The following is an 18017-nucleotide window of genomic DNA, read 5'->3' as shown; positions in this document are numbered from 1 at the left end:
GTGCCTGCGGGTTTCCGGGAGGATTGCCGTGAAATCCCGTCACACCGACGCCATCAGAATTCCTCCCGTCCTGTTCCCGAAGAGTAGAGCTGACACTCATGATAAAACGCATGATCATCATGCTGATCATCATAGGCCTGATCCTTGGCGGGATCTTCGGCTTCCAGGCATTCAAGAACCGCATGATCGCGGCCTATCTGGCTAATCTCAAGTCGCCACCGCAGACAGTCTCGACAATCACGGCGGCTATGAGCCCGTGGCAGACGACGCTGCAATCGATCGGCAGCTTCAATGCCGTCGAAGGCGCCAATCTCTCGGCGCAGGTCCAGGGCATTGTCCAGAAGATCGGATTCGAGGATGGTCAGGACGTCAAGAAGGGCGATCTCATCGTGCAGCTGCTTGCCGATCAGCAGATCGCGACGCTGGAACAATACAAGGCGTCGATGACGAATGCGCAGATCGCCTATGAGCGCGATTCCAAGCTGATCAAGGCGAACACCATCGCGCAAAGCCAAGTCGATAGCGATCTGGCGAACTGGAAGGCGGCGCAGGCGCAGGTCGCGTCGCAGCAGGCGCTGATCGATCAATATTCGATCCGCGCTCCCTTCGATGGCCACCTTGGCATCAGGCTGGTCAGCCTCGGCCAGTATCTGCCTGCAGGAACCGCGGTCGTCACCTTGCAGTCGCTCGATCCGATCCAGTTCGATTTTTCGATGCCGCAACAGGCCCTGTCGCAGCTGAAGGTCGGACAGGCGGTGACAGCGACGGTGGATGCCTATGGAAATCAGACGTTCGACGGCAAGATCACGGCGATCAGCCCGCTCGTCGATACCCAGAGCCGTAACATCACCATCCGGGCAACCTTCCCCAATCCCGATCGCAAGCTGTTGCCCGGCATGTTCGGCAACATAACTGTGGTGGTCGGGGATCCGAAGGAATACATCTCCCTGCCGCAGACAGCCGTCACCATCAACCCTTACGGCAATGTCGTCTATGTGGTGACCGACAAGGGCAACGGCGCGGATGGCAAGCCGCAGCTCGTCGCCAATCAGAAGTTCGTCAGCACGGGACAGGCCCGGGGCGACCAGATCTCGGTGACCAAAGGGTTGAACGCGGGCGAAGTGGTGGTGACCTCCGGTCAGCTGAAACTGAATAACGGCTCGCCTGTCATCATCAACAACGAGGTGCAGCCGTCGAACGATCCCAACGCGAACCCGGCAAATCCCAACTGAGGTGTGGCGATGAATATCACCGATATCTTCATCAAGCGCCCCGTTCTTGCTCTGGTGGTCAGCGCGTTGATTATCGTGATCGGCTACCAGTCGTTCCGTTCGCTAACCGTGCGGCAATATCCGCAGACCCAGAATGCCGTCGTCACGGTGACGACCACCTATCCCGGTGCGGCGCCCGACGTCATTGCCGGCTTCATCACGACACCGCTCGAAAACGCCATCGCCCAAGCCAACGGCATCGATTACATGACCTCGACGAGCACGAGCGGCACGTCGACGATCACCGTCAACCTTCGGCTTAACTACAGCGCCGATGCGGCGATGACCGAAATCAACGCCAAGGTATCCTCCGTTCTCAATCAATTGCCCACGGGCACGCAGCAGCCGATCATGACGGTCTCCATTGGCCAGTCGATCGACGCCATGTATATCGGCTTCCGAAGCGACGTTCTGGCCAGCAACCAGATCACCGACTATCTGACGCGCGTCGTCCAGCCGAAATTGCAGGCGGTCAACGGCGTTCAGACGGCCGAAATCCTCGGCGCGCGAACATTCGCCTTGAGAGCCTGGCTGCAGCCGGACAAGCTTGCCGCCTATGGCCTGTCGGCCGGCGATGTCTGGACCGCGCTTGGCGCCAACAACTATATCTCCGGCATCGGCACCACCCGCGGCCAGATGACACAGACGGTGCTGACGGCGCAGACCGACCTGCATTCCGCTGATGAATTCAAGGAAATGGTGGTCAAGCAGATCGGCAGCACGATCGTGCGGCTGAAGGATGTCGCGACCGTTGCCCTCGGGTCCCAGAATCCCGACGTCCAGATCGGCTTCGATGGGCAGGACGGCGTGTTCATGGGCATCCAGATCGCCCCGACAGCCAACCTGCTCGACGTGATCGCCGGCGTGCGTGCGGTGTTTCCAGGTATACAGCAGCAATTGCCGCAGGGGCTCGAAGGCTACATCGTCTACGATTCCAGCACTTTCGTTACCACCTCCATCGATGAAGTCGTAAAGAGCCTGGTCGAGGCTCTCGTGATCGTCATTTTCGTGGTCTTCGCCTTTCTCGGTTCGCCGCGATCGGTTGCCATTCCCGTCGTCGCCATACCTCTGTCGCTGGTCGGCACTTTTGCGATGATGCTGATCTTCGGCTTCTCGATCAATCTTCTGACGCTGCTTGCCCTGGTTCTGGCGATCGGCCTCGTCGTCGACGATGCCATCATCGTGGTGGAGAATGTCAACCGTCACATCGAAGAGGGATCGACGCCCATGAGGGCGGCGCTGGACGCGGCGCATGAACTGGTGGGGCCGATCCTGGCCATGACGGTGGTGCTGATCGCCGTCTACGTTCCGATCGGTTTCCAGGGCGGCCTGACGGGCGCGCTGTTCACGGAGTTCGCCTTCACGCTTGTCGGCGCCGTTACCGTGTCCATGATCATTGCGCTGACGCTGACGCCGATGATGTGCTCGCGCATCCTGAAGCCGCACCTGACCGATCGCAGCGGCTGGGAAGAGCGTATCTCCGACTTCATCGACCGTCGCTTTTCGGAAATCCACCGGCCCTATGTGCGCATGCTGCACGGCAGCCTGAACACGGTGCCGGTGGCATTGGTCTTTGCTGTGATCGTGCTTGGCAGCATCTATTTCCTCTATACCAGCGCCAAGACCGAGCTGGCTCCCAACGAAGACCAGGGCTTCCTGGCCGCGCAGGTGACGAACCCTCCCAACGCGACGCTTCAGCAAAAGCTGCTGAATTCCAACCAGGTCACCAAGATCTTCCGCAGCTTCCCCGAAACCGACAAGACCTTGCAGGTCGAGGTGCCGGGCACATCCTTCGAGGGTATGGTGCTGAAGCCCTGGGACCAGCGCACGAGAACGGCGGACCAGCTGCAGCCACTGGTGCAGGCCGATCTGGCGAAGATCGCCGGCGGACAGTCCGTGGTCTTCCAGATACCGCCGCTGCCCGGCGCCAGCGGTCTGCCGGTGCAGTTCGCCATCGGCAGCACCAGCGGCTTCGAGCAACTCAACGAGGTATCCACCGCCTTCCTGCAGGAAGCGCAGAAATCCGGCGAGTTCATCTTCCTGACGAAGGATCTTTACGTCGATAATCCGCAATATTCGATCCAGATCGATCGCAGCAAGGCCTCGGCCCTCGGCCTGTCCATGAACAATGTCGGTTCGGCGCTCGCCTCCATGCTGGGTGGCGGCTATGTCAACTACTTCAGTATCGACAACCGCTCGTATCAGGTCATCCCGCAGGTCGAGCAACGGTCGCGCCAGACCATCGATCAGATCATGAACTATCCGATCGCGAACGTGAACGGTAACAAGATCCCGCTTTCGGCGATCGCGACGGCGAAACTCCAGGCCACGCCGCGCTCGGTCGCCCATTTCCAGCAATTGAATTCGGCCACGATCTCCGGCGTGCCGGCGCCTGGTGTTGCCGTCGGCGATGCGCTGAATACATTGAAGTCGATCGCGGCACGGACGTTGCCGCAGGGCTACTCGGTCGACTATGGCGGGCAGTCGCGCCAATATGTGCAGGAATCGAGCGGCATGGCGACCACATTCGCGCTCGCCCTGATCATCGTGTTCCTGGCGCTTTCGGCGCAGTTCAACAGCTTCCGTGACCCGTTCATCATCCTCGTGTCGGTGCCGATGTCGATCGCGGGCGCGCTTGCCTTCATCAGCCTCGGTATCGGCGGCGCGTCGATGAACATCTATACGCAGGTCGGATTGGTGACGCTGATGGGTCTGATCAGCAAGCACGGTATTCTGATCGTCGAGGTGGCAAACACGCTGCAGGCCGAGGGAAAGACCAAGCGCGAGGCGATCGAAGGTGCCTGCGGTATCCGCTTGCGGCCGATCCTGATGACGACGGGCGCCATGGTTCTCGGCGTCGTGCCGCTGATCCTGGCGACCGGAGCAGGAGCTGTCGCGCGCTTCAACATGGGCCTGGTGATCGCCGCCGGTCTTGCCATCGGAACGCTATTCACGCTCTTCGTCGTCCCGGCGGTCTATATGCTGCTCGCCGCCGATCATCACAAGAAGGATGCACCGGAAACAGAAGCAGAACCGGCTCCCGCGCATTGAGTGGGGGGCTAGTCAAAATGCGTAGCGAGGCTATCGTGCCGGCTGTCGGTCTTCAGGCGAGGGAGGCGATCCTTACGCAGGGATCGCCATATTGAGTTCTGCCTGACGTCCGAGATGCGTCATCCAGTCGACGAAATCGGGCCGGCTCTTGATCTGGCGACCGTAATGGCGGGCAAGCGCGGCCGTCAGATCGCCCTTTCGGCCGAGCTGTTCGTCGGCAAATCCGATCATCTGGGAGTTCGGCCAGGCCTGCGGACGGATGGCGACCAGACGAGTAAACAGGCTCTCACCGGGCTCATCAGGGTTTGCTTGCGCCATCAAGGACAGCATGGCGGCGGTCGAGCGCGATACGCCCATGTGGCAATGCACCAGCAGATGGCTCGAAGCCCCGGGATATTGTCGCGCCTGAAACTCGGAGCCGAATTTCAGGATGGCTTCGACATGTTCCGGCCGGGGCATGACCCGCCCTGGAGCCGTCGCGATGATATCGTGAAAACGAAGCGTCGTGCGATGATGCTTGGCATAGGAGTGGAAGACATCGAGCTCGGGATATTCCGGATCGAGGAGGGAAAGCACATGGGTGACGTTTCGCGCGCGTTGATCGGGCAACTCCTCAATGCCACAAACCGTGAGTTCTGGAGAGAAAAGCACGCTCATTGTGATATCCTTCAAACCGGCTGGCGATTCCCCGGCGCTTCGATACGATATAGCGCCATCGCTCTGAAGTGAAAATGCTTTTTCCCCCTGTTGCCGCGAAGTGACGCGGCAAGCCGTCCGCGCAGGCTAGGTCCTTGAAAACAAGACGACCCGCGTTTTGATCCCTTCTTCGTCCATCTCCAGGATACGATAGCCGAATGTCCCCGTATCGGCCGTGAGACGTTCGGATTGCTTGACGATCTGATAGGAGACCGCTGGCGAGACATATTGCGTGATGTTTGCCTCCCGGGCTTCGTCGATCATGTGGTAGTGACCGCAGAACAGGGATATGCGGCAATCCATGCTGATCAGAAGCGATCTGACCTCGTCCCGATCGCGCAGGGCTGCCCCGGTTCGATCTATCGGCGTGTCGAGCGGCAGGATCGGATGATGCAGGAAGATCGCGGCCTGCCTCACACCTTCGAGTTCGCGGGCGAGCCACCGGCGCTGGTCGACGCCCACGACGTTGTCGGACGTATCGAGGAAAATCCGTTTCACATGCGGATCTTGCTGCGAGTAGCAAAGTTTCCCAGCCACGGTAGCGCCGCCCATGTCGTGGTACGGCGCGACATCGCCGTAGGTATCGTGATTGCCGAGGATGAGCGACACATCGAAGGCATGGGCGCGCAGATGCTCGAAAAAGCCACCAACCGAGCACGCGGTGCCGATATCGCCGCCGAAGACGATCTTGGAAATGCCTCGGCGGGCAATGTCGCCGAGGACCAGGCGCAGATGATGCTCGTGCTCTCGCGGCGTATTCTCATAGCCCATTCTGTCGCCGGCGATTTCGGTCTTGGTGACCAGCTTCTGGCCGAGATGGGTGTCGGTGAAAAAGGCGAGGATGGTCTTTGTCGTGGGTCGGTTCCGCGGCAATTGCTTGAGCGGTCACTCTAGGACGGCGATCTGTCCCAATGCTTCGACACGTGTCGAAGCATGCGAACTATTTCGGTGTTATGATGCAGGCTGGTGTGAAGGGGCCTAGACATGACGACCCAGCCGAATATAGCAGCCGTTGCCTTTCTGATTGCCGATCCCGCGCGGGCGGCCAATTGTCGGCGCTCCTCGATGGCCGGGCGCGGCCAGCCGGCGAGCTCGCCCACGCGGCCGGCGTGACGGCGCAGACAGCCAGTTCGCATCTCGGCAAATTATTGGCCGGCGGGCTGCTGGCCGTGGAAGCCGAGGGGCGGCATCGATATTACCGTCTCGCCGGTTCCCATGTCGCGCTGGCGCTCGAGACCCTCGCCTCCATCGGTCCGGCGCAATCCGTGCGAAGAAAGCCGTTGACCCGGGATGCGCGGAAGCTTCGGTTCGCGCGTTGCTGCTATGATCATCTGGCCGGCCGCGTTGGGATCGCCCTAACCCATGGATTGGTGGAGCAGGGGTTCCTTGTCGCGGCCGAAAAGAAGCGGTTCGAACTCACGCCTGATGGTGCGAAGTGGTTCGACCGCATGGGCATGAACACGGCCAGCATCAGACCCACGCGCCATGGGCTTGCCCGGCAATGCCTCGATTGGACGGAGAGAGAACATCATCTTGCTGGACCGCTTGGCGTTCATTTGACCAAGTTCCTCTTGGCGAAGGGTTGCATACGGCGGGCACCTTCGTCCCGGGCTGTTGACGTCACGCCGAAAGGTTGGAAGGTGTTGAAGGAGCATTTCGGCATTGACGAGCAAGCCTTGCTCTGACGGGCGCTCTCCGCATTGACTTCATTTCGACAATGGATGATTTTGGTACGCCATATTATGGTATCCGAAGATCGAGGGTGTGGAAATGAATGACGATGCGCATGGCGCCGCGATTCGCGTGGAGCGTCCGACGAAGACGTTGCGGGAGCTCGCCCTCGACAAAGTGCGAGAGGCGATCATCAACGGCTATTTCCGCCCGGGCGACCGCCTGGTCGAACGCGATCTTTGCGCTCAACTCGGTGTCAGCCGCACGATCGTGCGAGAGGTGCTGCGCCATCTCGAATCCGAAGGCCTCGTCGCCAACCTTCCGAACAAGGGGCCGATCGTCGCGCAGCTCAACCATGACGAAGCCAAGCAGATCTACGAGATCCGCGCCGCGCTCGAAGGGATGGCGGCACGGCTTTGCGCCGAGCAGAACAACCCCGCGATCGCGGATGCTCTGGACAAGTCGCTCGAGGACATAAGGCATAGCTACCGCGAGAGGGACATGGCCGGCGTGCTTGCCCACACATCGTCCTTTTATCAGACGCTGTTCAGCATGGTCGACCGCCATGTGGCCTGGGGCGTCGTCAACCTTCTGACCGTGCGCATCAATCACCTGCGCTCCATGACGATCAAGACGCAAGATCGCGATGTTCAAGGACCCGCGCAGATGGCGCGTATCGTCGATGCTATCAGGCGCGGCGACGGCGACGGCGCCTATCAGGCGGCGATGGATCATGTCGCCAGCGCAAGCGCCATCGCCCAGGCCGTGCTTTCCGGGCGGCGGCCGATCGATTGATTTCCCACGAAGGCCATGAAGATGACGGCTTCCTCTTCCTTTCTCGGCTTCCCGGACCGTCTCGATGACGGTCGTCCGCCGCGTGTGGTGATCTTCGGGGCGGGTCATGGCAGTACCTATCCTGGCAGGGACAGCAGCGGTCATGCCTTGTCGGCGAGAGCCATCCGGGACGCCAGCCAGGATGATGCCGGCTTAGTCGATCACTGGGATTTCGATCTCGGTGGCCCGTTGTTTGCTGGTAAGCCCGCTTGCTGCGTCGACGTCGGAAACGTTGAGACTGTCATGCACGACAATGCCGGCAACCGCGATCGGATCGAGGCAAGGACGCGCGGCGTGCTTGCATTGCCGGCCATTCCGATCCTGCTTGGCGGCGATTGTTCCGTCACGATCCCGTTCATCGCCGGCTTTGCGGATGAGGGGCCGGTCTGGATCTTGCAGATCGATGCCCATATCGACTGGCGCGACACGCTGCATGGCGAGCGCTACGGCTATTCAAGCCCGATGCGGCGGGCAAGCGAGATGCCGCATGTCGCCGGAATGGTGCAGGTCGGCCTGCGTGGCGTCGGCAGTGCCCGCCCTTCGGATATCGAGACAGCGCAACGTTATGGCAGCCGCTTTGTCACGGCCCGCCAGATCCATGCCCAAGGGGTCGAGGCCGCTCTCCGGCACATTCCGAAGGGTGCTCGGGTCGTTGTCTCCCTGGATTGCGACAGCATCGATCCCGGCATCATGCCGGGCGTGGCGGCTCGCACGCCCGGCGGCCTCACCTATACGCAGATCATCGACCTGATCGCCGGCCTCGGCCGGCGAGCTGACATCGCGGGTTTTGATCTGGTGGAGCTCTATCCTCCCGCCGATATCGACGGCCTTTCGGCCCTGACCGCCGCGCGCATTGTCGTCAATGTGATCGGCGCCGTCATCCGCCAGGGCTAACGCCCGCGAAAATCTCGCCATGCGACGAGCCGGCTTGCGCCAAGGCGGATGATGTAGGGAGCCGTCACGCCTCATCAAATTGTCGTTTGCCTGGCGGAGCGGGTTGACACTGCTACCCCTTCGGTGTGACGGTATACCATAATAACGAATACGGAAGCGGAATATCGGCGGCTTAAGATCCGCGACGACAAGCATCGCTTTCGCGGGCATTTGCCTCTACCCCTTCATAAGCTACTGATATAGCTGATTATTTCTGACAGCGACGGGTTTTTTATTCCGGTCGTTCAAAGCTGCTTGACAGTTCAGTATTATGGCATACCATCATATCTAATCCTAGATGAGAGCGAGCCATGAGCCTTCAGATCCGAAAAACCGTCCTGCAGATCGAAACGACGCTTGTTGAAGGGGGCAGGGCGGCCACGCCGTTGAAGCTCTTCTCGGCATGCGCGATCGTCAAAAACCCTTGGGCTGGTCGTGGCTTCGTCGCGGATCTGAAGCCCGAGATTCATGCCGCGGCACCCGTTCTCGGCGAACTGCTCACCAAGATGATCATCGATGCGGTCGGATCGGGCGAGGCCGTCGAGGCTTACGGCAAATCCGCCGTCGTCGGTCTCGATGGCGAGATCGAGCATGCATCCGCGCTGATCCACACTCTTCGCTTCGGCAATCATTATCGCCATGCCGTCGGCGCCAAATCCTATCTCGCCTTCTGCAACACGCGCGGACCGGCCAATGCGCCGATCATGATTCCGCTCATGGACAAGAATGATGAAGGTCGCCGCTCGCATTATCTGACAATCCAGACGTCGATACCGGATGCACCGGCCGCCGACGAAATCGTCATCGCGCTTGGTGCCTCGATCGGTGGTCGGCCGCATCATCGCATCGGCGATCGCTATCAGGATCTTAAGGATCTGGGACAGGACGTCTCCAATCCGGCCGGCGTTTAAGAGATCGGGCGTCTGGATGCCGGCGATGGAAACGATGGATCAGAACAAGGCCGATCTTCTGAATGTGGGAGGCTTGCCTCGCAAGCACACGGCGCGCGGCACAGCCTATCATGAAGTCGGCAAAGGTGAGCCGCTGGTGCTGATCCATGGCGTAGGCATGCGGCTTGAAGCCTGGATGCCACAGATCGAGGCTTTTTCCAGAAGCCATCGCGTCATCGCCGTCGATATGCCGGGTCATGGGGAAAGCGTTGGTTTGCCTCCGGGCAGCAAGCTGGAAGTCTTTGTCGCCTGGTTCGGCGGCTTTCTCGATGAGATGGCGTTCAGTGAGGTCAATGTCGCCGGCCATTCGATGGGCGCGCTCGTTGCCGGAGGGGCCGCCGCCACCTTCGGTGAGCGGATCAAGAGGGTCGCCTATCTCAATGGCGTCTATCGGCGCGATCCCGAGGCCAAGGCGGCCGTGCTGGCACGCGCAGCCGCGATACCGATTTCAGGTGTCGACAAGGAGGGCCCGCTGCAGCGTTGGTTCGGCGATGATGCTCAAAGTGGAGTCGCGCGGGAACTCACGCGGAACTGGTTGAGCCTTGTCGATCCGAAAGCCTATGCCACGGCCTATGCGGCTTTCGCCGGTGGCGATGAGACCTATGCCGATCGCTGGCCCGATGTCGGGGCACCGGCCTTGTTCCTGACGGGATCCGACGATCCGAACTCGACGCCACGGATGGCGGAGGAGATGGCCGCGGCGGCACCCAAAGGCTGGGCACGGATCGTCGAAGGGCACCGCCATATGGTGAACCTGACCGCGCCAGTTATCGTCAATGAGCTGCTTGCCGAGTGGCTTTCATGCGGGGAGGACGCAAGATGACGGCACAAGATTTCGATCCAAGGGCGCTGCGCGACGCCTTCGGCGCGTTTCCGACGGGCGTGACGGTCGTCACCGCGCGCGATCAGGCTGGTCTGCCGATCGGCTTTACGGCGAATTCCTTCACGTCGGTATCGCTTGAGCCGCCGCTTCTTCTTGTTTGCCTCGCCAAGACCTCGCGTAATTTCGCGGCCATGACGAGCGCGAAGCACTTTGCCATCAATGTGCTCTCGGAGACGCAGAAGGCGGTCTCCAACACCTTTGCCCGACCCGTTGAAGACCGGTTCGCCGCCGTTGAGTGGACTTCCGGGGCGTATGGCTGTCCGATCCTCGCCGATGTCGCCGCCTGGTTCGAATGTGCCATGAGCGAAGTGATCGAAGCAGGCGATCACGTTGTCCTGATGGGACGTATCGTCTCGTTCGACAATAGCGGCCGCAATGGGCTTGGCTATGCCCGTGGCGGCTATTTCACCCCGATCCTGGCGAGCAAGGCGGTCTCCGCTGCGGCGGAGGGCAATATCGAGCTGGGTGCCGTTCTCGAGCGCGACGGTGAGATCCTGCTGCTCGGGGACGATGTTCTGGCTCTTCCCAATTGCGAGGGCAGGGAGGGCAGCCCCGCCGATATTCTCGGTCAGTATTTACAGACGCTGACCGGCCTAACCGTGACCGTCGGCTTTCTCTATTCCGTCTATGAAGGCAGGAGCGATGGCAAGCATCACATCGTCTATCGGGCCTTTGCTTCACAAGGTGAGCCGCGCACGGGCCGGTTCCTCAAGCCGGATGCGCTCAAGACCGCGCATTTCAAGACCAGCTCCACGGCCGATATCGTCTCCCGCTTCGCGCTGGAAAGCCAGATCGGCAATTTCGGGGTCTATTTTGGCGACGAGACCTCCGGCATGGTGCGACCGGTTTCCGGAAAGGCGGTGCGGGCATGAAATTCTCTCTCTTCGTTCACATGGAGCGCCTCGACGCGAACCAGACGCATAAGAGCCTCTATGAGGAGTTCGTCGCGCTATGCGAGATCGCCGACAGGGGCGGCATGCACGCGATCTGGACGGGTGAGCATCATGGGATGGATTTTACCATCGCACCGAACCCTTTCGTGACCATCGCCGATCTGGCGCGGCGGACATCGCGGGCACGGCTTGGCACGGGAACGGTGATCGCGCCCTTCTGGCATCCGATCAAGCTTGCCGGTGAAGCCGCCATGGCCGACATCATCTGCGACGGCAGGCTCGATATCGGCATTGCCCGCGGCGCCTACTCCTTTGAATATGAGCGATTGTTGCCGGGTCTCGACGCCTGGGGCGCTGGTCAGCGCATGCGCGAGCTGATCCCGGCCGTCAAAGGCATCTGGCAGGGGGATTACGCCCATGAGGGCGAGTTCTTCAAATTCCCGCCGACCACCTCGGCGCCAAAGCCGCTGCAGCAGCCCAATCCGCCGATCTGGGTTGCCGCGCGCGACCCGAATTCGCATGAATTCGCCGTCGCCAATGGCTGTAATGTCCAGGTGACGCCGCTCTGGCAGGGTGACGATGAAGTCGAGGCGCTGATGGGGCGGTTCAATGACGCCTGCGCCAAGAACCCGGACATCGAGCGACCGAAGATCATGCTCCTGCGTCATACCTATGTCGGCTCGTCCGAGGATGACATCGCGCAGGCCGCCCATGAGCTCAGCGTCTATTACAACTACTTCTTCGCCTGGTTCAAGAACGAGAAGCCGATCCATCAGGGCCTGATCGAGCGCATCCCGGAAGAGAACATTCGCGCCAATCCCATGCTGTCGGATGCGGTCATGCGCAGCAATAACGTCGTCGGCGATGCCCAAACCGTGATTGCCCGACTGAAGGCCTATCAGGCGATGGGCTACGACGAATATTCCTTCTGGATCGACACCGGCATGTCGTTCGAGCGCAAGAAGGCATCGCTCGAACGCTTCATCGCCGAGGTCATGCCGGCATTTCAGGAGTGAACGCCATGCAGCGCTTCCAGTATTACATCGACGGCGAATTTCTGGATGGGGAAGCCCGCTTCCAGAGCATCGATCCCGCGACTGGCGCCGTCTGGGCAGAAATGCCGGAAGCGCGGGAGGCTGATGTCGACCGCGCCGTCGATGCCGCCGAGAAGGCGCTTTACGAGGGCCCCTGGGCAAAGATGACGGCGACGCAGCGTGGCAAGCTTCTCTACAGGCTCGCGGATCTCGTCGCGGCCAATGCGCGGAAACTTGCCGAACTGGAGACGCTCGACACCGGCAAGATCATCCGCGAGACCTCGGCGCAGATCGCCTATGTCGCCGACTATTATCGCTACTATGCCGGCATCGCCGACAAGATCGAGGGCTCCTACCTGCCGATCGACAAGCCGGACATGGATGTCTGGCTGCGCCGCGAGCCAGTCGGCGTCGTCGCCATGGTCGTGCCCTGGAATAGTCAGCTTTTTCTCTCGGCGGTGAAGATTGGACCGGCGCTCGCCGCCGGCTGCACCATGGTCGTCAAGGCGTCCGAAGATGGTCCGGCGCCGCTGCTGGAATTCGCGCGCCTGGTTCATGAAGCCGGCTTTCCGGCCGGCGTCGTCAACATCATCACCGGTTTCGGCCCTTCTTGCGGCGCGGTACTCGGGCGGCACCCCAAGGTCGCGCATATCGCCTTTACCGGCGGACCGGAGACGGCACGCCATGTCATCCGCAATTCGGCCGAGAACCTTGCTTCGACCTCGCTGGAACTGGGCGGCAAATCACCCTTCATCGTCTTTGCCGATGCCGATCTCGAGAGCGCCGCGAACGCGCAAGTCGCCGGCATTTTCGCGGCGACTGGTCAAAGCTGCGTTGCCGGCTCGCGGCTGATCGTCGAGGCCAGCGTCAAGGATGCCTTTCTGTCGATCCTCAAGCGCAAGGCCGAGGCGATCCGTATCGGTTCACCGCTCGACATGGCGACGGAGGTCGGCCCGCTAGCTACGAAACGCCAGCAGGATCATGTGGCCGCTCTCCTCGAGAAATCCATTGCGAGCGGCGCTCGGCTGATCACCGGTGGCCAAAAGCCAGACGGCGTGGGTTATTACTTCCCGCCGACGATCCTCGATTGCGATGGCGTCAACTCGCCGTCATTGGCTGAGGAATTCTTCGGGCCGGTTCTGTCGGTTGTCTCGTTCGAGAGCGAGGCAGAAGCCTTGAGGCTTGCAAACGATACCCGCTACGGCCTGGCATCCGGTGTCTTCACCCAGAATCTCACACGCGCCCATCGCCTGATGAAGGGCATCCGCACCGGCGTCGTCTGGGTCAATACCTATCGCGCGGTATCGCCTATCGCGCCCTTCGGCGGCTTCGGCCTTTCCGGCCATGGCAGGGAAGGCGGGCTTGCGGCGGCGCTCGATTATACGCGCACCAAGACGATCTGGCTGCGCACATCGGACGATCCGATTCCCGATCCCTTCGTCATGAGGTGAGACCGATGTTTTACGAGATCCGCACCTACCGGCTGAAGAACGGCACGACCCCGCAATATCTGAAGGTGGTGGAAGAGGAAGGGATCGCCATCCAGAAGGCCCATCTCGGCGATCTCGTCGGGTACTTCTACTCGGAAATCGGTGTCATCAACGAGATCGTGCACATCTGGGCCTATGCAAGCCTCGACGATCGCGAGGCGCGGCGCGGGCGGCTGGCCGCCGACCCCAAATGGCAGGCCTTCCTGCCGAAGATCCGCGACCTGATCGAACAAGCGGAAAACAAGATCATGAAGCCCGCCGGTTTCTCCCCATTGGGATGAACGGCGGGTGCGTAAGGCATGCCTCTAAAAACCGAAAACAAGGACAAGGGAACATGAAAGCAAGAATTGCACTCGCGGCCTTTGCCGCTATGATGGCCGCATCCATGCCCGCCAAGGCCGACACCATGGTCTTCACGAGCTGGGGAGGAACGACGCAGGATGCGCAGAAGGTCGCCTGGGCCAACCAGTTCACGGCAAAGACCGGTATCGGCGTCATGCAGGACGGCCCAACGGATTACGGCAAGTTGAAAGCAATGGTCGAAGCCGGCCAGGTGAGCTGGGACGTCGTCGACGTCGAGGGTGATTATGCCGCGCAGGCCGGCAAGGCGGGTCTGCTCGAAAAGCTCGACTTTTCCGTCATCGACAAGTCCAAGCTCGATCCGCGCTTCGTCAGCGACTATTCCGTCGGTAGCTTCTATTATTCCTTTGTTATCGGCTGCAACGCCGATGCGGTCAGCGCCTGCCCGAAGACCTGGGCTGATCTCTTCGACACGAAGAAATTCCCCGGTAAGCGCACCTTCTACAAATGGTCCGCGCCCGGCGTCATCGAAGCGGCGCTCTTGGCCGATGGCGTTCCCGCCGACAAGCTCTATCCGCTCGATCTCGATCGCGCCTTCAAGAAGCTCGATACGATCAAATCCGATATTGTCTGGTGGTCGAGCGGCGCGCAATCGCAGCAGCTGCTGGCCTCGGCCGAAGCGCCTTTCGGTAGTCTCTGGAATGGCCGTATGACCGCGCTTGCCAACAGCGGCGTCAAGACGGAGACCTCCTGGAGCCAGAACATCACGGCAGCGGATGCCCTTGTCATCCCCAAGGGTGCGCCGAACCTTGAAACGGCGATGAAATTCATCGCGCTCGCGACCTCGGCACAGTCGCAGGCCGATTTGGCGAAGGCCACCGGATATGCGCCGACAAACCTCGGCTCGGCGAAACTGATGGACCCTGAAATAGCCAAGACCTTGCCGGACCAGCAGACCGCCAGTCAGGTCAATGCCGACATGAATTACTGGGCCGCGAACAGGGATGCGATCGGCAAGAAGTGGTACGCCTGGCAGGCGCAGTAAGCGGCGGAGATGACCAGACCACCGCGGACAAATCTCCGCGGTGGGGCAATGCGAGGTCCAGGCCTGTGCCTAGCGATCGCTGCTCAACAGCGCCCATGGTGGGAAAGGATTGCCATGTCGACATACGTAGACGTCGCGGACGCGGCCGCACCGGCGCGCAAGACGGCAGGGTCGACCGGATTCGCGCAGGTCGCGCCGGCCCTCGCCTTCGTCGCGATCTTTTTCATCTTTCCGGTCATCGCCTTGCTTCTGCGCAGCGTGATGGAGCCGGCTTTCGGCTTCGGCAATTACGCCGAATTGCTGGGCTCAGAAACCTATCTAAAGATCTTCGCCAACACGTTCATCGTGTCGGGCGTCGTCACCGTCCTATCGCTGTTGATCGGCTTTCCCGTGGCATGGACGCTGGCGATCATGCCGTCGCGCTGGTCCTCGGTCGTCTTTGCGATCCTGCTGCTGTCGATGTGGACGAACCTGCTCGCGCGCACCTATGCCTGGATGGTGCTTTTGCAGCGTACGGGATTGATCAACAAGATGCTAATCGGCATGGGCCTGATCGACAAGCCGCTTGCCCTCGTCAATAACCTGACCGGTGTGACGATCGGCATGACTTATATCATGCTGCCCTTCATCATCTTGCCGCTCTACGGCGTCATCAAGAAGATCGATCCGGCCGTGCTGCAGGCGGCGGCACTGTGCGGTGCCAGCCGTCTGCAGTGCCTCACTCGCATTCTGATACCGCTTGCCGCTCCCGGCATGATGGCAGGAGCCCTGATGGTGTTCGTCATGTCGCTCGGCTACTACGTCACGCCGTCGCTGCTTGGCGGCACCGCGAACATGATGCTCGCCGAACTCATCGCCCAGTTCGTGCAATCGCTCGTCAATTGGGGCATGGGCGGCGCGGCCGCCTTCGTCCTGTTGGTCGTCACCCTGACGCTCTATGCCGTCCAGCTGCGGCTCTTCGGTGTTCAAAGCACGGGGGGACGCTGAGATGTTGCTGAATTTCGATCGTCTCGGCTGGTGGAAATATGTGCTGCTTGCCATCACCGTCCTGACCGCGGCCTTTCTTCTTCTGCCGATCCTGTTCATCGCCGCCTTGTCGTTCGGCTCATCGCAATGGCTGATCTTTCCGCCGCCGGGCTGGACCTGGCGCTGGTACGCGGAACTGCTTTCCGATCCGCAATGGCTGGCTTCCGCCTGGACGAGCTTCAAGATCGCTTCGATCGTCACGGTGCTTTCGGTGCTGCTCGGTCTTGTGACCTCCTTCGGCCTGGTGCGCGGGAAGTTCATGTTTCGCGATGCGCTGAAGGCACTGTTCCTGACGCCGATGATCCTCCCCGTCGTCGTCTTCGCCGTCGCTCTCTACGCCTTCTTCCTGCGAATTGGGCTGGGCGGCACCTTGGTCGGCTTCGTGTTGTCCCATCTGGTCCTGGCGCTACCCTTTTCCATCCTGTCGATCGCTGGCGCGCTCGAAGGCTTTGACAAGTCGATCGAGGATGCCGCCGTGCTTTGCGGCGCATCTCCGCTCGAGGCGAAGATCAGGGTCACGCTGCCCGCCATCAGCCATGGATTGTTCTCGGCTGCCGTCTTCTCGTTCCTGACGTCCTGGGATGAGGTGGTCGTTGCGATCTTCATGGCGAGCCCGACGCTGCAGACGCTGCCCGTCAAAGTCTGGGCGACGCTCCGGCAGGACCTGACGCCGGTCGTCGCAGCAGCCTCCACACTTCTCATCCTTTTGACGGTCATGCTGATGACGCTGGCCGCGATCGTGCGCAAGGTTCTAAAAAAATGAGCGAATCCTTCCTGAAGATCAAAGGCATCCGCAAGGAATATGGTCCCGTCGTCGCGGTCCACGACGTCAATCTCGAGGTCAAGCGCGGCGAGTTCCTGACCTTTCTCGGCCCCTCCGGCTCGGGCAAGAGCACGACGCTCTATATCCTCGCCGGTTTCGAGAACCCCACCAAGGGTGATATCCTGCTGAACGGCGAGACGCTGCTGTCGACGCCATCGCACAAGCGCAATATCGGCATGGTGTTCCAGCGCTATACGCTATTTCCGCATTTGACCGTCGGAGAGAATATCGCCTTTCCGTTGAAGGTGCGCCGCAAGTCCAAGGCGGAGGTCGACAGCCGGGTCAGGGAGATGCTCCGCCTTGTCCGGCTGGAAGGCTTCGAGGATCGCAAGCCCGCGCAAATGTCCGGCGGCCAGCAGCAGCGCGTCGCTCTTGCAAGGGCACTCGCTTATGATCCGCCGGTGCTTTTGATGGACGAGCCGTTGTCGGCTCTCGACAAGAAATTGCGCGAAGAGATCCAGCACGAGATCAAAAGGATCCACGAGCAAACCGAGGTAACGATCCTCTATGTGACCCACGACCAAGAAGAGGCCCTGCGGTTGTCCGATCGTATCGCCGTCTTCTCCAAAGGCATCATCGATCAGATAGGAACCGGCCCGGAACTCTATGCCAATCCACGTACCCGTTTTGTCGCCGAATTCATCGGCGACAGCGACTTCATCTCCTGTCATCTGCTTTCATCGGACAATGGCCAGGCGACGATCTCACTCGGCGACAAGATCATCTTCGACAGCATCCCGGTTCACGGCCGGCCGGCGTCGGGGAGCAAAGCGGCATTGATGTTGCGGCCGGAACGCATCCGGCTCGGGCGCGAGGCGGGCGTGAGCAAGGGCCTCAGCGCGACCGTCAACGATATCACTTTCCTCGGCAACAACGTGCATGTGACCACGCGGATTGCCGCCGGGGAAATCCTGTCCGTGCGCCTGCCCTTCGGCCACGAAGCCATCTCTGGTCTAAGCCGCGGCGATAACGTGCATCTGGAGTTCGATCCCGACGCCGCGCATGTCTTCTGTTAGCGCTGACCGGAGGCCGGCGTGGTCGAAGCACGATGAAGACAATGGCAGCGAGGACGGCAGCCCTATTTGCGCCAGAGTGCGTTCTATACCATGCGGAGCTC

General features: G+C 60.8%; 17 protein-coding genes. 15 read left to right on the top strand and 2 right to left on the bottom strand.

Going from position 1 to position 18017, the window contains the following annotated elements; genetic code table 11:
- Positions 1–110: 110 nt before the first annotated feature.
- Positions 111–1232 (top strand): efflux RND transporter periplasmic adaptor subunit, encoded by a 1122-nt coding sequence (locus tag AC13RC_RS23320; RefSeq protein ID WP_233788749.1) that lies wholly within the window; start codon positions 111–113, stop codon positions 1230–1232.
- 9 nt (positions 1233–1241) lie between these two features.
- Positions 1242–4322, top strand: coding sequence for an efflux RND transporter permease subunit (locus tag AC13RC_RS23315; RefSeq protein ID WP_113354655.1), 3081 nt, complete (start codon positions 1242–1244; stop codon positions 4320–4322).
- Between the two features lie 72 nt (positions 4323–4394).
- On the opposite strand, the gene AC13RC_RS23310 is transcribed toward AC13RC_RS23315, so the two are convergent.
- Positions 4395–4979 (bottom strand): tyrosine phosphatase family protein, encoded by a 585-nt coding sequence (locus AC13RC_RS23310; protein ID WP_488558571.1) that lies wholly within the window; start codon positions 4977–4979, stop codon positions 4395–4397.
- A 126-nt stretch (positions 4980–5105) separates the two neighbouring features.
- Positions 5106–5891, bottom strand: coding sequence for a metallophosphoesterase family protein (locus tag AC13RC_RS23305; protein ID WP_488558570.1), 786 nt, complete (start codon positions 5889–5891; stop codon positions 5106–5108).
- A gap of 176 nt (positions 5892–6067) precedes the next feature.
- On the opposite strand from AC13RC_RS23305, the gene AC13RC_RS23300 reads away from it, so the two are divergent.
- The 13 genes from AC13RC_RS23300 (at position 6068) to AC13RC_RS23240 (ending at position 17916) form a co-directional block, all read left to right on the top strand.
- A complete protein-coding gene (locus AC13RC_RS23300; RefSeq protein ID WP_488558569.1) occupies positions 6068–6703 on the top strand; it encodes a transcriptional regulator in 636 nt (211 codons plus the stop codon).
- A gap of 85 nt (positions 6704–6788) precedes the next feature.
- A complete protein-coding gene (locus tag AC13RC_RS23295) occupies positions 6789–7484 on the top strand; it encodes a GntR family transcriptional regulator (RefSeq protein WP_488558568.1) in 696 nt (231 codons plus the stop codon).
- Positions 7485–7505: 21 nt separating this feature from the next.
- Positions 7506–8417: an agmatinase gene (locus AC13RC_RS23290; protein ID WP_488558567.1), complete on the top strand. Its 912-nt coding sequence runs from the start codon at positions 7506–7508 to the stop codon at positions 8415–8417.
- 350 nt (positions 8418–8767) lie between these two features.
- Positions 8768–9367 carry an amino acid synthesis family protein gene (locus AC13RC_RS23285; RefSeq protein WP_488558566.1) on the top strand — a complete coding sequence of 200 codons (600 nt, stop codon included), beginning with the start codon at positions 8768–8770 and terminating at the stop codon, positions 9365–9367.
- Between the two features lie 25 nt (positions 9368–9392).
- Positions 9393–10229, top strand: coding sequence for an alpha/beta fold hydrolase (locus AC13RC_RS23280; RefSeq protein WP_488558565.1), 837 nt, complete (start codon positions 9393–9395; stop codon positions 10227–10229).
- Entirely contained in the window at positions 10226–11161 is a 936-nt protein-coding gene (locus AC13RC_RS23275; RefSeq protein ID WP_488558564.1) for a flavin reductase family protein, read from the top strand. Before AC13RC_RS23280 ends, AC13RC_RS23275 begins: the two co-directional genes overlap by 4 nt.
- Positions 11158–12198, top strand: a complete 1041-nt coding sequence (locus AC13RC_RS23270; RefSeq protein WP_488558563.1) for an LLM class flavin-dependent oxidoreductase — start codon at positions 11158–11160, stop codon at positions 12196–12198. Before AC13RC_RS23275 ends, AC13RC_RS23270 begins: the two co-directional genes overlap by 4 nt.
- A gap of 5 nt (positions 12199–12203) precedes the next feature.
- Positions 12204–13667, top strand: a complete 1464-nt coding sequence (locus tag AC13RC_RS23265) for an aldehyde dehydrogenase (protein ID WP_488558562.1) — start codon at positions 12204–12206, stop codon at positions 13665–13667.
- A 5-nt stretch (positions 13668–13672) separates the two neighbouring features.
- Positions 13673–13987, top strand: a complete 315-nt coding sequence (locus tag AC13RC_RS23260) for an NIPSNAP family protein (protein ID WP_113396227.1) — start codon at positions 13673–13675, stop codon at positions 13985–13987.
- Between the two features lie 53 nt (positions 13988–14040).
- Positions 14041–15051: an ABC transporter substrate-binding protein gene (locus AC13RC_RS23255; RefSeq protein WP_113333384.1), complete on the top strand. Its 1011-nt coding sequence runs from the start codon at positions 14041–14043 to the stop codon at positions 15049–15051.
- Positions 15052–15165: 114 nt separating this feature from the next.
- On the top strand, positions 15166–16038 hold the full coding sequence (locus AC13RC_RS23250; protein ID WP_113396225.1) for an ABC transporter permease: 873 nt from the start codon (positions 15166–15168) through the stop codon (positions 16036–16038).
- A gap of 1 nt (position 16039) precedes the next feature.
- On the top strand, positions 16040–16840 hold the full coding sequence (locus tag AC13RC_RS23245; protein WP_113396224.1) for an ABC transporter permease: 801 nt from the start codon (positions 16040–16042) through the stop codon (positions 16838–16840).
- Positions 16837–17916: an ABC transporter ATP-binding protein gene (locus tag AC13RC_RS23240; RefSeq protein ID WP_488558561.1), complete on the top strand. Its 1080-nt coding sequence runs from the start codon at positions 16837–16839 to the stop codon at positions 17914–17916. The genes AC13RC_RS23245 and AC13RC_RS23240 overlap by 4 nt, the downstream gene beginning before the upstream one ends.
- The last annotated feature ends 101 nt before the right edge of the window (positions 17917–18017 follow it).

This window comes from Martinezella sp. CNPSo 3890 (genome assembly GCF_057784455.1).
The sequence above is the reverse complement of the archived record's forward strand: the minus strand, read 5'-3'. Positions and strand labels throughout refer to the sequence as shown.

Coding starts and splice junctions, on each gene's coding strand:
- AC13RC_RS23320 (WP_233788749.1), top strand. CDS start 111: ATGATCATCATGCTGATCATCATAGGCCTGATCCTTGGCGGGATCTTC.
- AC13RC_RS23315 (WP_113354655.1), top strand. CDS start 1,242: ATGAATATCACCGATATCTTCATCAAGCGCCCCGTTCTTGCTCTGGTG.
- AC13RC_RS23310 (WP_488558571.1), bottom strand. CDS start 4,979: ATGAGCGTGCTTTTCTCTCCAGAACTCACGGTTTGTGGCATTGAGGAG.
- AC13RC_RS23295 (WP_488558568.1), top strand. CDS start 6,789: ATGAATGACGATGCGCATGGCGCCGCGATTCGCGTGGAGCGTCCGACG.
- AC13RC_RS23290 (WP_488558567.1), top strand. CDS start 7,506: ATGACGGCTTCCTCTTCCTTTCTCGGCTTCCCGGACCGTCTCGATGAC.
- AC13RC_RS23285 (WP_488558566.1), top strand. CDS start 8,768: ATGAGCCTTCAGATCCGAAAAACCGTCCTGCAGATCGAAACGACGCTT.
- AC13RC_RS23280 (WP_488558565.1), top strand. CDS start 9,393: ATGGAAACGATGGATCAGAACAAGGCCGATCTTCTGAATGTGGGAGGC.
- AC13RC_RS23275 (WP_488558564.1), top strand. CDS start 10,226: ATGACGGCACAAGATTTCGATCCAAGGGCGCTGCGCGACGCCTTCGGC.
- AC13RC_RS23270 (WP_488558563.1), top strand. CDS start 11,158: ATGAAATTCTCTCTCTTCGTTCACATGGAGCGCCTCGACGCGAACCAG.
- AC13RC_RS23265 (WP_488558562.1), top strand. CDS start 12,204: ATGCAGCGCTTCCAGTATTACATCGACGGCGAATTTCTGGATGGGGAA.
- AC13RC_RS23260 (WP_113396227.1), top strand. CDS start 13,673: ATGTTTTACGAGATCCGCACCTACCGGCTGAAGAACGGCACGACCCCG.
- AC13RC_RS23255 (WP_113333384.1), top strand. CDS start 14,041: ATGAAAGCAAGAATTGCACTCGCGGCCTTTGCCGCTATGATGGCCGCA.
- AC13RC_RS23250 (WP_113396225.1), top strand. CDS start 15,166: ATGTCGACATACGTAGACGTCGCGGACGCGGCCGCACCGGCGCGCAAG.
- AC13RC_RS23245 (WP_113396224.1), top strand. CDS start 16,040: ATGTTGCTGAATTTCGATCGTCTCGGCTGGTGGAAATATGTGCTGCTT.
- AC13RC_RS23240 (WP_488558561.1), top strand. CDS start 16,837: ATGAGCGAATCCTTCCTGAAGATCAAAGGCATCCGCAAGGAATATGGT.